Raw genomic sequence first — 18317 nt, forward strand, 5'->3', positions numbered from 1 at the left:
CTGATGTATCGAATCCGGAAATTAGCACCCGCAGTGTGACAGGCAAGCGAAGTCTCGCTCTTATTGGCGAATGGGACGATTGCGCCGCTGATCTCCTTGAGGTTCGTCAGACATCCGGCGCGCTGGCCGGCTCTCCTTTCATTTCGCTGAGGAACATGCCCTCGCGCAGATTGATGCCATATTCGACGAAAGCCTTCATACAGCAGAGCATCTGCGTCCAGCCCTCGCAATTGAGATAGGTGCCGCGCCGGCCGGCATCGTCCTCGCGCCAGCCGGTCTCGGCGATGGCCACCAAGGTGCCGCCATCCTCCAGCGGCTTGAAATTCATCTCCACCGACGTCTTATAGGTCGTCTTGTCGTCGCCGGTGCCGCCATCCCAGCGGAGCACGATGCGGCTTTCCGGAACGAGTTCGACGACCTCGACTTGGGCGTCCTTCCACCAGGTCACGATCGTACCTTTCGCGAGCGGCGCGCTCGCCCCGCCGATCGTGGTGAAATAGCTGCTGAGCTTTTTCGGGTTGACGACGGCGTCGAATACCTCCGCGACGGGACGGCCGATGCGGCCGGAAACACGGATTCCGAGAGACATGGCACTTCTCCTCTTCTCCATTGCTTTTGTATTCCATTGAACTCGGGTCCATTATGTTATAAAAACATAACATGTCAAGCGAATCGACCGATGACCCCGTTTTCAAGGCCCTGGCGCATCATCGCCGCCGCGAAATCCTCGACCTGCTGAAGGATGCCCCCCGCACCACAGGGACGCTCTGCGAGATGTTTCCGCAGATGGACCGCTGCACGGTGATGCAGCATCTGAAAGTGCTGGAGGAAGCCGATCTGGTCATCGCCAGGAAGGAGGGCCGCGAACGTTGGAACCACCTCAACAGCCTGCCGATCAAGCACATTCATGACCGCTGGATCAGCGCCTATGCCGGCCACGCTCTATCGATCCTCGACCAGTTGAAAAACGATCTCGAAGGCCAATGATCGGGCGGTCGAACCGCTTGCTCCCCGGCCGCCTCATCACAAGCATCAGTTGGGCCTGCAGCTTTCCTCCATGCTCATGCACAATTTATGCGTTGTCCGCAACCGTCAGCCTTTATAGCCTCCGCCGCCGAAGGAGAGGATGCGATGACGATACTGGTGACGGGAAGTGCCGGGCACCTCGGCGAGGCGCTGATGCGCAGTCTGCGAGCGCAAGACCGGTCGACACGCGGCATCGATATAAAACCCTCGGCCTTCACCGATATGGTCGGTTCGATCGGTGACGGGGCCTTCATCCGGCAGGCGATGTCGGGCATCAGCCAAGTCATCCATGCCGCGACGCTGCATAAGCCGCATGTCGCGACCCGCGGCAATCGGGATTTCCTCGACACCAATGTCGCCGGCACGCTGAACCTGCTCGAAGAGTCGGTCGCCGCGGGTGTTGCCAGCTTCGTCTTCACCAGCACCACCAGCACCTTCGGTGCGGCATTGACGCCGGCTGTGGGGGAACCGGCGGTATGGGTGACCGAGGACTTGCTTGCAGTCGCAAAAAACATCTACGGCGTCACCAAGCTAGCCGCCGAAGGCCTATGCGAACTCTTCGCCCGCAACTCCGGCCTGCCGGTCGTCATTCTCAGGACATCGCGCTTCTTTCCCGAAATCGACGACGATCCTCCCATTCGCGGCGGCCATTCGGCAGAGAATGCCCAAGCCAACGAACTTCTTCACCGCCGCGTCGATATCGCCGATGTGGTCGGCGCCCATCTGCTGGCGCTCGATAAGGCGCCGGCAATCGGCTTCGGCCGCTACATCGTCTCCGCGACGACGCCGTTTTCGGAGACCGATCTTGCCGCGATCCGGCACGAGGCGTCTCTTGTCGTCGAACGGCTGTTCCCGGGTGCAGGCGCCCTCTATGCATCACGCGGGTGGACGATGTCCCCGACGCTCGACCGTGTCTATGTCAACGACCGCGCAAGGCGGGAACTCGGCTGGCAGCCCCGATATGATTTCCAGCGAGTACTCGATTGCCTGCGCGACAACAGGGAATGGCGCAGCCCCTTGGCGCTGGACGTCGGCTCGAAATTCTACCACGACGAAGCCTTTGCCGAAGGGCCTTATCCGGCCGGGTAGGCAGCAAGCTGGAATGCGGACACGCAGAAGCCCGACATTCTCTCGGCATGGCCTTTTCGCTGCAAAGCGTCATCCAGATATCATGATCCCGTCATAGACCGGCCTGTCGGCGAAAGCCGTTTCGAGAGCGCTTTTGACCGAGGGGTATTTTCATGAAGAACGTCAGATCATGTGCATTGCGGCTTTTGGCCGTGGTTCTTGCCGCATCCGCCGCCATTCCGGCCGTCGCAATGGCCGAGAATTCCGCCACCGCCGGCGGCATCACCTTCATCAACAAAGGCCTGGTCGGCATCGGCCGCATCCCGGCCAATCAGCGCGACAAATTCGGCGAGACCTTCGGTTCCGGCTCCGGCATGGCGATCGATCCCGCCGCCTGGAGCCGCGACGGCACCGGCTACAAGGGCACGCTCTACCTGCTGCCCGACCGGGGTTACAATGTCTCCGGCACAGTCGACTATCGCCCGCGCCTTAACACCATCGCAATCGGCCTGACGCCGACCGCTCCGGGTGCGGCACCCGAAGCCGGCAAGGAGCAGTCCGGCGTCGACGCAAAGCTGGTCGATTCGACGCTCTTTTTCGATGACAAGGGCGCTGACATGACCGGTCTCGACCCGGAATCCGGCGTGCGCGCCGCTGCCGGCAATTTTCCGCCGCTGCCGCAGGCTGCAAACGGCAAGATCGCGCTCGACAATGAAGCCATCATCCGCATGGCCGACGGCACCATGTTCGTCAGCGACGAATACGGCCCGTATATCTACCGCTTCGCAGCCGACGGCCACCTGCTCTCGGCGACCCAGCCGCCGAATGCGCTTTTGCCGATGCGCAAGGGCGCGCTGAGCTTCGCCTCCAACAATCCCGGCCCCGGCGCCTCCGCTCCTGATCCGAAGGATCCGGAGACCGGACGCCAGAACAACCAGGGTCTCGAAGGCATGGCGATGACGCCGGACGGCAAGTTCATCATATCGGTGCTGCAGTCGGCGGCCCGCCAGGACGGCGGCGATTCAAGCTCGACCCGTCAGAATACCCGCGCCATGATCTATGACGCCGCCGATCCCGATCACCTGAAGCTGGTCCACGAATATGTCGTGCCGCTGCCGGTCTTCAAGGATGCCAAGGACAAGACGGTGATCGCTGCAGAGAGCGAAATCGTCGCCCTTTCCGACAAGACCTTCCTGATGCTCGCCCGCGACAGCGGTAACGGCCAGGGCTTGAAGGGCGACACCTCGCTCTACCGCAAGATCAACATCGTCGACCTCTCCGATGCGACCGATATCGCCGGCAGCGATTTCGATGCCGACAAGCCGATCGCGCCGAAGGGCGTCGTCGATCCCTCGCTGACGCCAGCGACGCTGACGCCCTTCATCGACATCAACGACAAGGCCGACCTTGCTCGCTTCGGCCTGCACAACGGCGCGCCGAACGACAAGAACGATCTGTCGGAAAAATGGGAAGCCATGGGTCTTGCAAGCGTTCTCGACCCGAACCTGCCGGACGACTACTTCCTGTTCCTCGCCAATGACAACGACTTCTTGACACAGGATGGTTTCCAGGTTGGTGCGGCCTACAAAGCGGACGGCGGCGCGGATGTCGACACGCTGTTCCAGGTCTTCCAGGTCACCCTTCCAGGCCTGAAAAAATAGCGGACGCGCTGAACCCGGCGGACGCTTAAACCGCGTTCGCCCGGTCCGTCCCTCGGGATGGAAAGGAAAGGTGCGATCCACGACAACCGATGGATGTTTACGATCCTGGGTGCCTACAAACGTAGGTGGGCGCCGTGTGTCCAGGCCCACGGGCCTGGCCAGGGACAGCTCCCTTTGGATCGAGTATGGCCCCAGGGATTGTGGTTCCTGTCGAGAGGCGCAGACCGCAATGCGGTATATAAGGTCGTTTGCGCCAGCGCGCCAGTGGCGGCGGCACGTCGTCGCTATTTAATTGAGATCAATTGAGTTCGGGTGCAGACCGGCCGTTCAGCTTGTCGGTGATGCCGCGAATACGGCTTGAAACCTCACTGAGTGCCGCCGCGAGATTTTCTTCGGTGCGGGCAGTGGCCGCAAGCACCGTGTCGCGGTTACCGCGCAGCGACTCGAGCTCGGATTCGAGCCCGGCGACGCGGCGCGTCAACTCGGAAATCTCGTCCATGATCATGATACCGGCCATGACGGTGATCCTGAGATCGCCGATTTCCCCGAACTGCCCTTTGAGATGGCCAACATAGCGGTCGAAACTGGTCGCGAGATCGGTCAGGTGATCCTCCTGCCCTTCCTCGCAGGCCATGCGATAGGCCTTGCCGTCGATCGTTACCGTCACCTGCGCCATGCCAAACTCTTTCTACGAGAGCATGATGCCGAAAGGTGTGAACGGTTTTCGGACGACATCATGCTTAACGCTCAAATGAGAACAGGATTCAGATTTTGGGCCAACCTGGCCTAAAATCATCCTGTTCTAGCGATCCAGAACCGCGCGGATCGTTTCCATGGCCGTCACCAGCCGCCGCGATACCTCGCGATTGACTTCCTCAAGCCGGTTGGCGCGGAATTCGGCCTGGTCGAGCTCCTGCGCCAGCCGCGAACGGTCGGCATGCACGCGCCGCACCTCGCCCTCGATCTCGCCCTGCTCGCGCTGCCGCTCGACGCGCATGTCGACGGCATTTTCGAGGCCCGAAATTGCCTGTCTCAATTCGTTGAGCGCTGCTTCCATGGTTTTGCCTGTGGGCATCATGTCTTCCCGATTCCCGCGCAGGATCCGCGAATCGGCACGCCGCGCCGATCCTGCGATTTGAAAAGGATATGCAGCTCGCCGACGGCCCGTCAATAAATCCTGTCACTTGCCTACCGGCCTATCCTGTGGATGAGCGTTTTACACATGCCGACGATAGGCGATTTGTCATTTGTACAATCGCGCGATCAAATGTCAAAAATCGCCATCGCCTGCCCGGATTTGGCTTGCCATTTATTGACTTGCCCGCCCCAACTGCTATGTCTCTGCCGCTTTCACTCGATGGTCTTGGAGGCTCGAGGCCATCCCCCGACACCCGGAACTTGCGGAAAAGCCATGACCTCTCCCGAACAACACGACCGGATGGCGAATGCAATCCGTTTTCTCGCCATGGACGCCGTTGAAAAGGCGAACTCCGGCCACCCCGGCATGCCGATGGGCATGGCTGATGTGGCAACGGTCCTGTTCACCAAATATCTGAAGTTCGATCCGAAGAAGCCGCACTGGCCGAACCGCGACCGCTTCGTACTCTCGGCCGGCCATGGCTCGATGCTGCTCTATTCGCTGCTGTATCTGACCGGCTATCCTGACATGACGATCGAAGATCTGAAGCAGTTCCGTCAGCTCGGCTCGAAGACTGCCGGTCATCCGGAATACGGTCACGCCACCGGCATCGAAACGACGACCGGTCCGCTCGGTCAGGGTATTGCCAATTCCGTCGGCATGGCAATTGCCGAACGCAAGCTGCGCGAGGAATTCGGCGCCGATCTTCAGGATCACTATACCTATGCGATCTGCGGCGACGGCTGCCTGATGGAGGGCATCAGCCACGAAGCAATCGCCCTCGCCGGCCACCTGAAACTCAACAAGCTCGTTCTGTTCTGGGACAACAACTCGATCACCATCGACGGCGCCGTATCTCTCTCTGATTCCACCGATCAGATCGCCCGTTTCAAGGCCGTTCATTGGAACACGATCGAGATCGACGGTCACGATCAGGCCGCTATCGCCGAAGCGATCGAAGCTGCTCACAAGTCCGACCGCCCGACCTTCATCGCCTGCAAGACGATCATCGGCTTCGGCGCGCCGAACAAGCAGGGCACCCATAAGGTCCACGGCAACCCGCTCGGCGCCGAGGAAATCGCCGCCACGCGCAAGGCGCTGAACTGGGAATCTGAGCCCTTCGTCATCCCGTCGGACGTCTTGGACACCTGGCGTGCAGCCGGCGCCCGCTCCGTCGATCTCGTCAACGCGTGGGAACAGGGTCTGGCCAAGGCTCCGGCCAAGGCCGAATTCACCCGCCGTATGGCAGGCGAGCTGCCGGAAGGCTTCGATGCCGCAATCAGCGCCTTCAAGAAGAAGCTCGCCGAGACCAAGCCGACGGTCGCCACCCGCAAGGCTTCGGAGGACGCGCTCGAGGTCATCAACGGCTTCCTGCCGGAAACGCTCGGCGGTTCCGCCGACCTGACGCCGTCGAACAACACCAAAACCAGCCAGATGCACTCGATCACGCCGACGGATTTCGCCGGCCGTTACATGCATTGGGGCATCCGCGAGCACGGCATGGCCTCTGCGATGAACGGCATTGCACTGCACGGCGGACTGATCCCGTATAGCGGCGGCTTCCTGATCTTCTCGGATTATTGCCGCCCGCCGATCCGCCTTGCTTCGCTGATGGGCATCCGTGTCATCCATGTGCTGACGCATGACTCGATCGGTGTCGGCGAAGACGGCCCGACGCACCAGCCGGTCGAACAGCTCGCCGGTCTGCGCGCCATCCCGAACCTGATGATCTTCCGTCCGGCCGACGCCACGGAAACGGCGGAATGCTGGCAGATCGCCATCAAGACGCACAACCGTCCTTCGGGCCTTGCTCTGACGCGCCAGAACCTCACTGCGTCCCGCACCGAATACAGCGAAAAGAACCTCTGCGAACAGGGCGCTTATACGCTGGCCGGCAATACCGACGCCAAGGTGACGATCTTCGCCTCCGGTTCGGAAGTCGAAATCGCCGTCGCCGCCCGCGCAGCCCTTGAAGCCAAGGGTGTCACCGTGCGCGTCGTATCGGTTCCCTGCACGGAACTGTTCTTCGAGCAGCCGGACGCCTATCGCAAGGAAATCCTCGGCAACTCGCCGGTCAAGATTGCCGTCGAAGCCGCCGTCCGCGAAGGCTGGGACGCCTTTATCGGACCGGAAGGCACGTTCGTCGGCATGAAGGGCTTCGGCGCTTCCGGCCCGGTGAAGGACGTTTACAAGCATTTCGGCATCACCACCGACGCCGTCGTTGCGGCCGCGGAAGCAAAGCTTTAATGAGGGCGCCTTGAGGCGCTCTCCATCTCCTCAATTCCAGGCCCGGCTGTATCGGGCCCTACTCTATCGGGAGTGAATGAACATGACAGTCAAGGTTGCCATCAACGGCTTCGGCCGCATTGGCCGCAACGTCCTTCGCGCCATCGTCGAATCCGGCCGTACCGACATCGAAGTCGTCGCCATCAACGACCTCGGCCCCGTCGAAACCAATGCCCACCTGTTGCGCTACGACTCGATCCACGGCCGCTTCCCGGCCACCGTGAAAGTCGAGGGTGACTCGATCATCGTCGGCAACGGCAAGCCGATCAAGGTCACCGCCATCAAGGATCCGGCGACGCTTCCGCACCGCGAACTCGGCGTCGACATCGCGATGGAATGCACCGGCATCTTCACCTCCCGTGACAAGGCTGCCGCCCACCTGACGGCCGGCGCCAAGCGCGTCATCGTTTCGGCACCTGCAGACGGTGCCGATTTGACTGTCGTCTTCGGCGTCAATCATGACCAGCTCACCAAGGAGCACATGGTCATCTCCAACGCGTCCTGCACGACAAACTGCCTGGTGCCGGTTGTGAAGATCCTCGACGACGCCGTCGGCATCGACCACGGCTTCATGACGACGATCCACTCCTACACCGGCGACCAGCCGACGCTCGACACGATGCACAAGGACCTGTATCGCGCCCGCGCCGCCGCTCTTTCGATGATCCCGACCTCGACCGGCGCCGCCAAGGCAGTCGGCCTCGTTCTGCCGCATCTGAAGGGCAAGCTCGACGGCACCTCGATCCGCGTTCCGACCCCGAACGTTTCCGTCGTCGACTTCAAGTTCGTCGCCAAGAAGGCCACCAGCGTTGGCGAAATCAACGAGGCCATCATGGCTGCCGCAAACGGCAAGCTGAAGGGCGTCCTCGGCTACACGGACGAACCGCTGGTCTCCCGTGACTTCAACCACGACAGCCACTCCTCGATCTTCGCAACCGATCAGACCAAGGTCATGGAAGGCAACTTCGTGCGCGTCCTGTCCTGGTACGACAACGAGTGGGGCTTCTCCAGCCGCATGTCCGACACGGCCGTCGCTTTCGCCAAGCTCATCTGAGCGCTGTTAAAGCATCAACAGACAAGCGGCCCGGGAAACCGGGCCGTTTTTTGTTGCCATGTCGCAAACGAAACCAGTCTACCCTGCACTAATATCTTTTCGTCCATGGCCGGGATGAGATCTGTTAGGATAGTTCACCTGGACATTCCACAATGCCCAGTTCCTCGCGCCGCATCGGCCACCGGCTAGGCGCGGAACGCCAATACCGTGCGGCAGCGCTGTCGCCAATATGAGAGAGATGGATGGATTATTTTACCGTAGAAATCGCCGGCCGCGCCGTTGCCAGCTTTCGCTCCGAAAATAGCGAGGATGCGACGCATTTCTTCGAGGCGGAAGACTTTCGCGACGACCTGACCATCCTGGAGTCGGAGGGCAAACCCCTGTGGGACCGTAAAGCGGTGCTCAGCCTGCGCAAGGCAACCGCCGAGGAGGCCAGCGAAGTCGAGCACGCCTATGAATTCGACGACGACCCCGAAAGAACCATCGAGGACGAGTTCGTCGTTTTCCTCGTGCCGGTCGCGGATCTGACCGACGAGGGCGGGGACACCGACGACTGACTCCGGCTTCGACAGCTACACCGAAGCGACAGCTTCGGTGTGGCGTTGCCGCTCGCGATGACGGATTGGTAATCCGCCGACCAAGCGTGATAGATTGAGGATATGCACGGCGCTGCACAATGGCTGAAATGATCCAAGTGGAGGCGATAAATGGCAGAGGCACAAAAACGCTCGTCCCCCACCACCCTCAAGCGGCGGCAGCGGTTTCACCCCAAGAGGGACGTCAGACCTGCCGTGCTGGCAAAGGCTAACCGTCTGGTCCTCTCGGTTGCCGCGTTCATTGGCCTCACGTTTCTCGCCATCGTCATATTTCAGGCAGTGTTGTGATCGCAGAGCAGCGGCCGACCGGCAGGAAAAATCCCTGCCTGTCTCTTTTGCCCTGCTCTCGCCTGATTTTCCTATACATTCCTTATAGACAATTTCTCCCGTAGCATTCCGTGTCGGTTGGCCGTCCGGCAGCCGTTCAGCAGCATGATGCAGCGTCGCGACGAGGTTAAGCCGCAAGGCCTACCCTTCTCTGACGTTTTGCCGTTTACTGGTGGACCGCCGCGCGTCAGGAGGGGTTGGAGTAAGGCGGATCGGCCGGGGCGGCTGTATTCGTCAAGCAGTCGATGGAAAGGGGTGGGCATGGAAGCGTTTTATATCGTGGTGCTGGTCTCGACGGCGCTCGTGCTTCTTGCCGCTTTTTCGAGCCTGCTTGCCTTCCGCTTCGGCGCTCCCCTGCTGCTGCTTTTCCTCATGATCGGCCTTGCCGCCGGCGTCGACGGGCTCGGCATCGAGTTCAGTAACAACTACCTCGCCTATATTCTCGGCTCCATCGCACTGGCCGTCATCCTGTTTGATTCCGGCTTCGGCACCCCGATGCATGCCTTCCGGCTGGCGGCCGTTCCCTCTCTGGCACTCGCCTCGGTCGGCGTGCTGATTACCGCCTCGCTCTTTGCCTTCGCCGCCATGTGGCTTTTGAACTTCACCTGGCTGGAAGGCCTGCTGCTCGGCTCGATCGTCGCATCGACGGATGCCGCCGCCGTCTTCTTCCTGCTACGCATCGGCGGCATCAATATCCGCGACAAGGTGCGCTCGACGCTGGAGGTCGAATCCGGCACAAACGACCCGATGGCGATCTTCCTCACCATCGCCCTCGTCGAGGTGCTGGCGAGCGGCGAGCGTTCGGCCGGCATCAATATCGGCATGCTCGCTATGTTCGTCCAGCAGATGGGCCTCGGCGTCATCCTCGGCCTGCTCGGCGGCATGATGATCGTGCTGGTCGTCAGTAAGCTGGACACCGATCGCGGCCTGACGCCGATCTTCGTGCTGGCGCTCGCCCTTCTCGTCTTCTCCTTCACCGGCGCGGTCGGCGGCAGCGGCTTCCTCGCCGTCTATGTTGCCGGGATTTACGCCGGAAACCGCAAGATGCGGGCGATCGGCACCATCAAACGCTTCCAGGACGGCATGACGTGGCTGGCGCAGATCATCATGTTCCTGGTGCTCGGCCTGCTTGCGACGCCGTCGCAATTCCCGGTCATCATTGTGCCCGCCATTCTGCTTGCCCTCTTCCTGATCTTTGTCGCCCGGCCGTTGGCGGTCTGGCTGTCGCTGCTCCCGTTTGATTACACGCAGCAGGAAATCGGCTTCGTTGCCTGGGTCGGCCTGCGCGGCGCCGTCTCCATTCTGCTTGCCATCATGCCAATCCTCGGCGGGCTTGAGAACGGCCAGATCTATTTCAACACGGCCTTCATCATCGTGCTGGTCTCGCTGCTCCTCCAGGGCTGGACGATCAAGCCCGTCGCCAAGAAGCTCGGCCTGATCATTCCGCCGCGTATCGGTGCCGTCGACAAGGTCGAGGTCGACCTACCGGGTGCTGCCAACCACGAACTGCTCTCCTACCGCGTCATCAAGGATAGTCCAGTGCTGCGCGGCGAGCGCATCCCGCGTTGGGCGACGCCTTCGCTTGTCATCCGCGACGGCAAGTCGATGCGCTACCAATATGCCGGCCGGCTGCGCGAGAACGATCTCGTCTACCTCTTCATCGTCCCGAGCTACTCCCGCCTGCTCGACCGGCTCTTCGCCAGCCGTGCGCCGGTGGATGAGGACGATGCCGATTTTTTCGGAGCCTTCGCGCTCTCACCTGCCCGCCCGGCCGCCGATCTCGACGCCGCCTATGGCCCCGGCTTGCTCAACGAATCCGAAAAGGGCCTGACGATCGCCGAATTGATGCGGCAGCGCCTCGGCGGCAAGGCCGACTATGCCGACCGCGTTCGTCTCGGCTCGATCATTCTCATCGTCCGCGATCTCGACGAGCGCGATCACGTCAGCTCCGTCGGAATGTCGCTGGAAGCGGTCGAGCCGGCGATCACGCTGCCGATCTTCCTTAATCTCAAGGACATTATCCAGCGCATCCGCGACCGGCTCAAAGGGCGCCGAAGCCGCGAAACCGCAGCCTCCGAAACCGCGGCGAAAGCACCGTCCGGACGTGACGAAGGCACACGCGAAAACGGCCGTTGAACGCCTTGCGTCTCAAATGATCCTTGCTATGGTCGCCGCAACTTCCGCCAACCAAGACTGGATTTCCCCATGCCTTCTTTCAAGACCCTCGACGATCTTTCCGACATCCGCGGCAAGCGCGTTCTCGTCCGCGTCGACCTCAATGTCCCGGTCAAGGACGGCAAGGTCACCGATACGACGCGCATCGAGCGTGTGGCGCCGACGATCCTCGAACTGTCCGAGAAGGGCGCCAAGGTGATCCTGCTTGCCCATTTCGGGCGACCGAAGGACGGCCCTTCGCCTGATCTGTCGCTGTCGCTGATCGCCCCTTCGGTCGAGGAAGTACTCGATCATGCCGTGCTGACGGCGTCCGATTGCATCGGCGAGGCCGCCGCCTCCGCCGTCGCGGCGATGAATGACGGCGATATCCTGCTTCTGGAAAACACCCGCTTCCACAAGGGCGAAGAAAAGAACGACCCCGACTTCACCAAGTCGCTTGCTGCCAACGGCGACATCTATGTCAACGACGCCTTCTCCGCCGCCCATCGCGCCCATGCCTCGACCGAGGGCCTTGCGCACCACCTGCCGGCCTATGCCGGCCGCACCATGCAGGCCGAACTGGTGGCGCTGGAAAAGGGTCTGGGTGATCCCGCCCGCCCTGTCGTCGCGATCGTCGGCGGCGCCAAGGTCTCGACCAAGATCGATCTCTTGATGAACCTCGTGAAGAAGGTCGATGCGCTCGTCATCGGCGGTGGCATGGCCAATACCTTCATCGCCGCGCGCGGCACCAATGTCGGCAAGTCGCTCTGCGAGCATGATCTCGCCGAAACCGCCAAGCAGATCATGATCGAGGCCGCGACATCAGGCTGCGCCATCATCCTGCCGGAAGACGGCGTGATTGCCCGCGAGTTCAAGGCGGGTGCCGCCAATGAGACCGTCGATATCAACGCCATTCCCGCCGATGCCATGGTGCTCGATGTCGGGCCGAAATCCGTCGAAGCCATCAATGCCTGGATCGAGCGCGCTTCGACTCTCGTCTGGAACGGCCCGCTTGGCGCCTTCGAGATCGAGCCCTTCGATGCCGCCACGGTCGCTGCCGCGAAATACGCCGCGGAGCGCACGGCAGCCGGCAAGCTCACCTCCGTTGCCGGCGGCGGCGACACGGTTTCGGCGCTGAACCATGCCGGCGTTGCCGACGCATTCACCTATGTCTCCACCGCCGGCGGCGCTTTCCTCGAATGGATGGAAGGCAAGGAGCTTCCAGGCGTCGCCGTCCTCAACGCCGCCAGATAGCCGCAAGCCGATTCGACTGGTTTTACATGTGGATAGACCGCGGCGGCGAGAGCGCTCTCCGCGGTCTTTTGCTCAGCCGATGGAAAAAAACCCAGATTTTCAAACGATTGAATTGATTTCAATCGTTTCAATGACTTAGCCTTCCATTTTCCTCTCTATCAACTTCTGTTATCGCCGTCCTATATTCTGAAATTGCCGATGTTTAATGCTGTGGAGAGAACGAGATGAGCGAACGACTGGAAGACATTGCAGTGCAGATGGTTGCAGGCGGCCGGGGACTGCTTGCGGCAGATGAATCGACCTCCACCATCAAGAAGCGTTTCGACACGATCAACCTGGAATCGACCGAAACCAGCCGTCGTGACTATCGGGAGATGCTCTTCCGCTCCGACGATGCGATGAAGAAATATATCTCCGGCGTCATTCTCTTCGAAGAGACCCTTTCCCAGAAGGCCGCGGACGGCACGCCTTTCGTCGACATCATTCGCGCTGCAGGTTCCATTCCCGGCATCAAGGTCGACACCGGCGCCAAGCCGATGGCGAAATATCCTGCGGAAACCATCACCGAAGGCCTCGATGGCCTCGGCGAACGCCTTGCCCGCTATTATGAAGCCGGCGCCCGCTTCGCCAAGTGGCGCGGTGTCATCGCCATCTCGTCGACATTGCCGACCCGCGGTTCCGTCCGCGCCAACGCTCAGGCGCTTGCTCGTTATGCCGCACTCTGCCAGGAGGCCGGGATTGTTCCGATCGTCGAGCCGGAATGCCTGATGGACGGCAAACCGGGCGACCATACGATCGACCGCTGCTCCGAAGTCACCGAATCGACGCTGCGCATCGTTTTTGAGGAACTGGCCGATGCCCGCGTCAACCTCGAAGGCATGATCCTGAAGCCAAATATGGTCATCGATGGCAAGAACGCCCGCAAGGCCTCGGTCGCGGAAGTTGCCGAGCGCACGGTCAAGGTTCTGAAGGCGACTGTTCCGCCCGCCGTCCCTGGCATCGCCTTCCTGTCGGGAGGCCAGACGACCGAAGAAGCGACGGCGCATCTTTCCGCCATCAATTCCAGCGCCGACCTGCCTTGGCTCGTCACCTTCTCCTACGGCCGCGCCCTGCAGGACAGCGCCCTCAAGGCCTGGAACGGCAAGCCTGAGAACGTCGCCGCCGGCCAGCGCGAATTCACTCACCGCGCCGAGATGAACAGCCTCGCGGCCAAGGGCAGCTGGAAGAAAGACCTCGAAAAGGCGGCTTGATTTTTTCAGCAGCCTTAACTCCGATAAAGAAGGGGCGGCAACACCATGTTGCCGCCCCTTCTTGCATTGTCACGGCGACAAGAAACCGGCTCGCCTCGCCGGAAAATCGTGCTTATCCATAGCGGCAACTGCAACAGGAGCCCCCATGGACACCCTCTCCTACGTCACCGTCGATGTCTTCACCTCTACCCGCTTCGAGGGCAATCCGCTTGCCGTGATCTCCGATGCGCGCGGCCTGACCGACGCGGCGATGCAGAAGATCGCCACCGAGTTCAACTATTCCGAAGTCACCTTCGTCCTGCCGCCTGAAGACCCTGAGAATTCCGCCCGTGTACGCATCTTCACCCCGACGATGGAAATTCCTTTCGCCGGCCATCCGAATGTCGGCACCGCTTATGTGCTCGGCCAGCGGACGGAGATCTTCGGCAAGCCGGTCGGCGAGAAGCTGCGCTTCGAGGAAAAGGCCGGCATCGTCGAAGTCAGCCTGAAACGCAACAACGGACGGCTCGAGGCCACCGCCATCCGCGCGCCGCAGCCGTTGGTGACCGGCGAGACCATTGCCGAAGAAACCATCGCCCGCTGCGTCACCCTCGAGCCGGGCGTGATCGTCAGCACCGTCCATGCCCCGGTCTTTGCGTCCGTCGGGCTGAACTTCGCCGTCGCAGAGCTGAGCGGGCTCGAAGCGCTGGCCGCGGCCCGTCCGAACCTTGCCGGTTTCCAGGCGGCTGCCGGCCGCCAGACGACGAGCGGCCATGACTTCTCGCTGTTCCTTTATGTTCGCGCACCCGACGATCCGTGGACTATCCGCGCCCGCATGTTCGCACCGCTCGACAATGTGCCCGAAGACCCGGCAACCGGCAGCGCTTCGGCCGCACTCGGCGCCTATCTCGCCTCGCTTGCGTCGGAGGCCGATATGAACGTCCGCATCACCGTCGAACAGGGCGTCGAAATGGGCCGGCGCAGCGTCATCGCCCTCGATGTCGTGAAATCCGGGGGCACCGTCACCGATGTCGTCATCTCGGGCAGCTGTGTTCCCGTCATGCGCGGGGAGATCATCCTGCAGGACTGACGATCGCAGGCCGACGACAGGCCTACATCAGGAAATCGCGCAACAGCAGGTCCAGCGCCCAGATCCCGAAAGCGATCAACGCGATCTTCCAGAAATCCATCCGCCGCCTGAGGCCGGGAAACCCGAGCGGCTTGATCACCTGTATCGCCATGGCAAGGATGAGCAGCAAGGCTATCAGCTTTGTCATGCTTTATTTTTTCCATTTTTCGGAATGTCACAGGACGGACATTTTTCCGCGCGAACACAGGATCTCCACACGCCGTAAAGACATTCCGGGGCACAATCAATCATCTTGAGGCTGGCTGACGCAGGTCCTGCCTTATGTCTATTTCAAAATCACTGAGACCGAGTCTGGGGAAATGAAGAGAAACCTTCTGTCCGTCGCCGCGCTGCTTTTTGGCACGCTCTTCCTTTTCATGGGCAACGGCCTGCAGGGCATCCTGCTTCCCGTGCGCGGCAATCTCGAAGGCTACGCCACCACGACACTTGGCCTGCTCGGCACCTCATGGGCCGGAGGCTTCGTTATCGGCTGCCTGGTGGCGCCGAAACTGGTGCGCCGCGTCGGCCATGTGCGCGCCTTCTCCGGCTTCATCTCGATCATCGCCATCATCGCCCTGGTCAGCGGCATCATCATCCATCCGGTCTGGTGGGTGGTCCTGCGCGCCGTTACCGGCTTCTCCACCGCCGGCACCTCGATGATCATCGAAAGCTGGCTGAACGAGCGTGCCAGCAATGAGAGCCGCGGCGCGATCTTCTCGCTCTATATCGGCATCACGCTGCTCGGCGTTGTCGGCGGCCAGATGATGATCCCGCTCGAGGACGTGCGCACGCCGGTGCTGTTCATGATCTGCGGCATCTTCTATTGCATCGCCATGCTGCCGACGACGCTTTCGACCGCCGCTTCGCCGCAGCCGCTGAAGGCGGTGCGCCTCGACCTGCCGGCACTCTATCGCAATTCGCCGGTCTCCTGCCTCGGCATTCTGCTCGTCGGCATCGCCAACGGCGCCTACGGTACGCTCGGCGCCGTCTTCGGCGCAGGCGCCGGGCTCTCCGACACCAGCATCGCCATCATGATGAGCTCCACGATCTTCGCCGGCGCCGTGATGCAGCTACCGGCCGGCCGGCTCTCCGATCGCATCGACCGGCGCTATGTGCTCGCTGCCATGTCCGGGGTCGCCGCCCTCGCCGGCTTGCTGATCTTTTTGCTCCACCCAACGTCACCCGCCTTGCTGATTGGGCTCGTGGTCCTCTACGGCGCGGTGGCCAATACGCTCTATCCGATCGCCGTCGCCCACGCGAACGACTTCGCGGCATCGGAGGATTTCGTCAAGGTCTCCGGCGGCCTGTTGCTGCTCTACGGCATCGGCACGATGATCGGCCCGACGATCGGCGGTCCCGTCATGTCGGTGATCACGCCGCATGCGCTTTTCCTCGTCACCGCCATCGCCCACGTGCTGATCACCGTTTACGCGATCATCAGGAGCCGCATCCGCGCCGCCGTCCCGGCCAGCGATCGTGACGCCTATACGACGATCCCGACCGGCACCTCGCCGATGCTGACGCCGCAAAGCATGTCGCTGGCCGATCGCGGCACTGGCAAACCGCCTGAAACCGGGAAGTCTCCAGAAAGCGGTGATCCCGCTGTAAAGTTCGGCTAATGCAGGTCGTTCGGAAGGGTGCTGCGGTTCCGGCATGGCGACATGCATAAAAACAAAGTTGAGGATGAATTCAGGCCGGATCGGCCTAAATTCCGATTCCGTAACTTTCGGTAGGATGCTCCAGGCAGCAACGGAGGAGAACCCATGAGCTTCATCGATGACGACCGGCCGCAGAAGAAGACCGCCCACGAGATCGGCGCCGATCTTTCTATGCTTTCGGTGGACGAACTGAACGCGCGAGTGGATTTGCTGAAGGCGGAGATCGCCCGTCTCGAGGCCGAAGCGGCCCGCAAGGCTTCCGGGCGGCAGGCAGCGGAAAACTTCTTCCGCTCATAGTCCGATAAAAACCCTAAAATCAAGGCTGTAGGCGGATAAACCAGTTCGCCTCAAGTCTTACTTCGGCACAATGTTAATAAATTATTAAGCTTTATAAGGTATTACTGTACTCATCCGGATTTTTTCTGGATCTCAGACAGTTTTCCAAGCGGTGAATTGGTCTGATTTTTCTCCCTGTTTTACCTTGAGAGCCGCTTTTGCGGCTCTTCTTTTTCCTCTGGCCAGCGCTTCTCCACGAAACTGTGGAGATTAACCCTTTCTTAAGAAACGGCTTGCGCATTTGGGCTAATGATACCATCTTAAAGTCATAAAGACCGGGCTCGGAAACTTTTCCGTCGGTGCCCGCGTTACCTGAATATATGTAGCTGCGTGCAACAGGGACTATTGCGATGTCGGAAGTTGGATTGAACACGATCAGTTTTGCAGGTCGCGCCGCTGCATCCTCGCAGTTCAAGGCACTTTATGCGGAAGGCATGTCGCTGGTCGAAGAGACTGCCGCCTATCTGGATGGCCAGGGCCGCGCCGCTTCCAAGGTTCTGCCGCGGATGGCTTCGGTCCTCTACGCCGCAGAATCGATGCGTCTCACCACCCGCCTCATGCAGATGGCCTCATGGCTGCTGTTGCAGCGCGCCGTCAACAATGGCGAAATGTCTCGCGACCAGGTGCTGGCCGAGAAGAACAAGGTTCGTCTCGACGGCTTCAACGTCGACCGCGCCGCGCCGGGCTGGGGCGACCTGCCGGAATCCTTCCGCGACCTCGTCGAGCGCTCGCTGCGTCTGCAGAACCGCATCGCTTTGCTCGACCGCGAGATCTATCGCCCGTCCGAAGCTGTGATCGTTCACGACAATCAGAACAGCGTCCAGGCCCAGCTTTCCCTGCTGCAGACCGCCTTCGGCAACAACTGACCGTATCTGAGAGAATCCGATTTGAAACCGGCCGCGTCTGACGCGGCCGGTTTTTATTTGTTTGCTAACTCACGTATCTCCGAACATCGAGAACGCAAAAAAGCCCGGCAAAACCGGGCTCTCTTCAATTCCGTCGAGCAGAAGCGACTAAAGCATGTCGCACAAAAATGTGCAGCGGTTTTGCGGCAACGACATGCGCAAAAACAAGAGCTAAAGCGCGAGAAGCGCGCTTTAGAGGCCGAGGCCGCCGAAACGCTTGTTGAACTTGGAGACGCGGCCACCGCGGTCCATGAGCTGCTGGTTGCCGCCGGTCCAGGCCGGATGCGACTTGGAATCGATTTCGAGGTTCATGACAGCACCCTCCGAACCCCAGGTCGAGCGGGTTTCGTATTCGGTGCCATCGGTCATGACCACCTTGATCATGTGATATTCGGGATGGATGCCTGCCTTCATAACAATCTTCCTGCGCTACCGGAGTTCAATTTGCCGCATGCAGTTGCGGCCAACGAACCGATTGAATAAATGAAGCCGCAGT

The 18317-nt window shown here is 60.9% G+C and carries 19 protein-coding genes and 1 other RNA gene; 14 read left to right on the plus strand and 6 right to left on the minus strand.

Features of this window, described 5'->3' with window-relative positions; translation table 11 throughout:
• Positions 1-106: 106 nt before the first annotated feature.
• On the minus strand, positions 107-589 hold the full coding sequence (locus GR197_RS07520) for an SRPBCC domain-containing protein (protein WP_164008116.1): 483 nt from the start codon (positions 587-589) through the stop codon (positions 107-109).
• Between the two features lie 71 nt (positions 590-660).
• On the opposite strand from GR197_RS07520, the gene GR197_RS07525 reads away from it, so the two are divergent.
• From GR197_RS07525 to GR197_RS07535, 3 genes are all read left to right on the plus strand, one after another.
• On the plus strand, positions 661-987 hold the full coding sequence (locus GR197_RS07525) for an ArsR/SmtB family transcription factor (RefSeq protein WP_164008118.1): 327 nt from the start codon (positions 661-663) through the stop codon (positions 985-987).
• A 144-nt stretch (positions 988-1131) separates the two neighbouring features.
• The gene (locus GR197_RS07530) at positions 1132-2115 is read left to right on the plus strand and encodes an NAD-dependent epimerase/dehydratase family protein (protein ID WP_164008120.1); all 984 of its coding nucleotides are present in this window, start codon (positions 1132-1134) and stop codon (positions 2113-2115) included.
• A 152-nt stretch (positions 2116-2267) separates the two neighbouring features.
• A complete protein-coding gene (locus GR197_RS07535) occupies positions 2268-3755 on the plus strand; it encodes an esterase-like activity of phytase family protein (protein ID WP_164008122.1) in 1488 nt (495 codons plus the stop codon).
• A 70-nt stretch (positions 3756-3825) separates the two neighbouring features.
• On the opposite strand, the gene ssrS is transcribed toward GR197_RS07535, so the two are convergent.
• The 3 genes from ssrS to GR197_RS07550 form a co-directional block, all read right to left on the minus strand.
• Positions 3826-3984: non-coding RNA, 6S RNA (gene ssrS / locus GR197_RS07540), on the minus strand.
• 69 nt (positions 3985-4053) lie between these two features.
• Entirely contained in the window at positions 4054-4431 is a 378-nt protein-coding gene (locus GR197_RS07545) for a cell division protein ZapA (protein ID WP_164008123.1), read from the minus strand.
• Positions 4432-4557: 126 nt separating this feature from the next.
• Positions 4558-4833 carry a DUF4164 domain-containing protein gene (locus tag GR197_RS07550; protein ID WP_037078920.1) on the minus strand — a complete coding sequence of 92 codons (276 nt, stop codon included), beginning with the start codon at positions 4831-4833 and terminating at the stop codon, positions 4558-4560.
• Between the two features lie 333 nt (positions 4834-5166).
• Here GR197_RS07550 and tkt point away from each other — a divergent pair, with 333 nt between their 5' ends.
• The 8 genes from tkt (at position 5167) to GR197_RS07585 (ending at position 14883) form a co-directional block, all read left to right on the plus strand.
• Positions 5167-7140 (plus strand): transketolase, encoded by a 1974-nt coding sequence (gene tkt, locus GR197_RS07555; protein WP_164008125.1) that lies wholly within the window; start codon positions 5167-5169, stop codon positions 7138-7140.
• A gap of 82 nt (positions 7141-7222) precedes the next feature.
• Positions 7223-8233: a type I glyceraldehyde-3-phosphate dehydrogenase gene (gene gap / locus GR197_RS07560; protein WP_164008127.1), complete on the plus strand. Its 1011-nt coding sequence runs from the start codon at positions 7223-7225 to the stop codon at positions 8231-8233.
• Between the two features lie 242 nt (positions 8234-8475).
• Positions 8476-8790, plus strand: coding sequence for a hypothetical protein (locus tag GR197_RS07565; RefSeq protein ID WP_164008129.1), 315 nt, complete (start codon positions 8476-8478; stop codon positions 8788-8790).
• Between the two features lie 150 nt (positions 8791-8940).
• Positions 8941-9117, plus strand: coding sequence for a hypothetical protein (locus GR197_RS31915; protein ID WP_204330106.1), 177 nt, complete (start codon positions 8941-8943; stop codon positions 9115-9117).
• A 300-nt stretch (positions 9118-9417) separates the two neighbouring features.
• Positions 9418-11292: a potassium/proton antiporter gene (locus tag GR197_RS07570; protein ID WP_164008131.1), complete on the plus strand. Its 1875-nt coding sequence runs from the start codon at positions 9418-9420 to the stop codon at positions 11290-11292.
• Positions 11293-11361: 69 nt separating this feature from the next.
• Positions 11362-12564 (plus strand): phosphoglycerate kinase, encoded by a 1203-nt coding sequence (locus tag GR197_RS07575; protein WP_164008133.1) that lies wholly within the window; start codon positions 11362-11364, stop codon positions 12562-12564.
• A 224-nt stretch (positions 12565-12788) separates the two neighbouring features.
• On the plus strand, positions 12789-13814 hold the full coding sequence (locus tag GR197_RS07580; RefSeq protein WP_164008135.1) for a class I fructose-bisphosphate aldolase: 1026 nt from the start codon (positions 12789-12791) through the stop codon (positions 13812-13814).
• A gap of 145 nt (positions 13815-13959) precedes the next feature.
• Positions 13960-14883 carry a PhzF family phenazine biosynthesis protein gene (locus tag GR197_RS07585; protein ID WP_164008137.1) on the plus strand — a complete coding sequence of 308 codons (924 nt, stop codon included), beginning with the start codon at positions 13960-13962 and terminating at the stop codon, positions 14881-14883.
• Between the two features lie 22 nt (positions 14884-14905).
• Here the strand turns inward: GR197_RS07585 and GR197_RS31920 are convergent, their stop codons facing one another.
• On the minus strand, positions 14906-15070 hold the full coding sequence (locus GR197_RS31920; protein WP_007631475.1) for a hypothetical protein: 165 nt from the start codon (positions 15068-15070) through the stop codon (positions 14906-14908).
• 172 nt (positions 15071-15242) lie between these two features.
• Between GR197_RS31920 and GR197_RS07590 the strand changes: the two genes are divergently transcribed.
• The 3 genes from GR197_RS07590 (at position 15243) to GR197_RS07600 (ending at position 17782) form a co-directional block, all read left to right on the plus strand.
• Entirely contained in the window at positions 15243-16541 is a 1299-nt protein-coding gene (locus GR197_RS07590; RefSeq protein ID WP_164008139.1) for an MFS transporter, read from the plus strand.
• A gap of 144 nt (positions 16542-16685) precedes the next feature.
• The gene (locus GR197_RS07595) at positions 16686-16877 is read left to right on the plus strand and encodes a DUF1192 domain-containing protein (protein WP_164008141.1); all 192 of its coding nucleotides are present in this window, start codon (positions 16686-16688) and stop codon (positions 16875-16877) included.
• A gap of 389 nt (positions 16878-17266) precedes the next feature.
• Entirely contained in the window at positions 17267-17782 is a 516-nt protein-coding gene (locus GR197_RS07600) for a DUF1465 family protein (RefSeq protein WP_003542804.1), read from the plus strand.
• Between the two features lie 231 nt (positions 17783-18013).
• Here GR197_RS07600 and rpmE read toward each other — a convergent pair whose 3' ends face one another.
• A complete protein-coding gene (gene rpmE / locus GR197_RS07605; protein ID WP_003542805.1) occupies positions 18014-18235 on the minus strand; it encodes a 50S ribosomal protein L31 in 222 nt (73 codons plus the stop codon).
• Positions 18236-18317 lie beyond the last annotated feature (82 nt).

The sequence above is a fragment of the Rhizobium phaseoli genome, from assembly GCF_010668805.1.
GTDB lineage: Bacteria > Pseudomonadota > Alphaproteobacteria > Rhizobiales > Rhizobiaceae > Rhizobium > Rhizobium phaseoli_A.

What these genes read in the sequence shown, in the direction of transcription:
- GR197_RS07550 (WP_037078920.1), bottom strand. Translation starts at nt 4,833, where the DNA reads ATGATGCCCACAGGCAAAACCATGGAAGCAGCGCTCAACGAATTGAGA.
- GR197_RS07570 (WP_164008131.1), top strand. Translation starts at nt 9,418, where the DNA reads ATGGAAGCGTTTTATATCGTGGTGCTGGTCTCGACGGCGCTCGTGCTT.
- GR197_RS07600 (WP_003542804.1), top strand. Translation starts at nt 17,267, where the DNA reads ATGTCGGAAGTTGGATTGAACACGATCAGTTTTGCAGGTCGCGCCGCT.
- GR197_RS07585 (WP_164008137.1), top strand. Translation starts at nt 13,960, where the DNA reads ATGGACACCCTCTCCTACGTCACCGTCGATGTCTTCACCTCTACCCGC.
- GR197_RS07530 (WP_164008120.1), top strand. Translation starts at nt 1,132, where the DNA reads ATGACGATACTGGTGACGGGAAGTGCCGGGCACCTCGGCGAGGCGCTG.
- gap (WP_164008127.1), top strand. Translation starts at nt 7,223, where the DNA reads ATGACAGTCAAGGTTGCCATCAACGGCTTCGGCCGCATTGGCCGCAAC.
- GR197_RS31920 (WP_007631475.1), bottom strand. Translation starts at nt 15,070, where the DNA reads ATGACAAAGCTGATAGCCTTGCTGCTCATCCTTGCCATGGCGATACAG.
- tkt (WP_164008125.1), top strand. Translation starts at nt 5,167, where the DNA reads ATGACCTCTCCCGAACAACACGACCGGATGGCGAATGCAATCCGTTTT.
- GR197_RS31915 (WP_204330106.1), top strand. Translation starts at nt 8,941, where the DNA reads ATGGCAGAGGCACAAAAACGCTCGTCCCCCACCACCCTCAAGCGGCGG.
- GR197_RS07520 (WP_164008116.1), bottom strand. Translation starts at nt 589, where the DNA reads ATGTCTCTCGGAATCCGTGTTTCCGGCCGCATCGGCCGTCCCGTCGCG.
- GR197_RS07565 (WP_164008129.1), top strand. Translation starts at nt 8,476, where the DNA reads ATGGATTATTTTACCGTAGAAATCGCCGGCCGCGCCGTTGCCAGCTTT.
- GR197_RS07590 (WP_164008139.1), top strand. Translation starts at nt 15,243, where the DNA reads ATGAAGAGAAACCTTCTGTCCGTCGCCGCGCTGCTTTTTGGCACGCTC.
- GR197_RS07595 (WP_164008141.1), top strand. Translation starts at nt 16,686, where the DNA reads ATGAGCTTCATCGATGACGACCGGCCGCAGAAGAAGACCGCCCACGAG.
- GR197_RS07525 (WP_164008118.1), top strand. Translation starts at nt 661, where the DNA reads ATGTCAAGCGAATCGACCGATGACCCCGTTTTCAAGGCCCTGGCGCAT.
- GR197_RS07545 (WP_164008123.1), bottom strand. Translation starts at nt 4,431, where the DNA reads ATGGCGCAGGTGACGGTAACGATCGACGGCAAGGCCTATCGCATGGCC.
- rpmE (WP_003542805.1), bottom strand. Translation starts at nt 18,235, where the DNA reads ATGAAGGCAGGCATCCATCCCGAATATCACATGATCAAGGTGGTCATG.
- GR197_RS07535 (WP_164008122.1), top strand. Translation starts at nt 2,268, where the DNA reads ATGAAGAACGTCAGATCATGTGCATTGCGGCTTTTGGCCGTGGTTCTT.
- GR197_RS07580 (WP_164008135.1), top strand. Translation starts at nt 12,789, where the DNA reads ATGAGCGAACGACTGGAAGACATTGCAGTGCAGATGGTTGCAGGCGGC.
- GR197_RS07575 (WP_164008133.1), top strand. Translation starts at nt 11,362, where the DNA reads ATGCCTTCTTTCAAGACCCTCGACGATCTTTCCGACATCCGCGGCAAG.